1 pseudogene is annotated in these 321 nt (G+C 49.2%); it reads right to left on the bottom strand.

The features are described from left to right. A pseudogene (locus ACLD9W_RS12595) lies at positions 1–180 on the bottom strand (transposase); the annotation flags it as partial. Between the last annotated feature and the right edge of the window lie 141 nt (positions 181–321).

Below are 321 nucleotides of genomic sequence, written 5' to 3'. Positions count from 1 at the left end.
CTCAGACTATCGGTATAAACAATGCTGTCCGGCATGATTTTCTTTTTGATGGCAGGGAGTAACGTTTCGGACTTGGCATTATCCACCACAACGGTATAGACCCCGTCCGTTGCGTTTCAGAATGCCAAAGACAACCACTTTGCCTGCTGCACCGCGACCACGTCTGCCTTTACGCCGTCCGAGACCTTTGCAAAATCCCCCCAAAATCCCCTAAATTACCACCAAGACATTTAGGGGATTTTCCATGAGCACCTTCTTCCAGCAAACCGCACAAGCCATGATTGCCAAACACATCGACCGCTTCCCACTATTGAAGTTGGA

Source organism: Neisseria sp. WLZKY-1 (genome assembly GCF_046546535.1).
Classification (GTDB): Bacteria; Pseudomonadota; Gammaproteobacteria; order Burkholderiales; family Neisseriaceae; genus Neisseria.
This window is presented reverse-complemented; position numbering and strand designations above follow the sequence as displayed.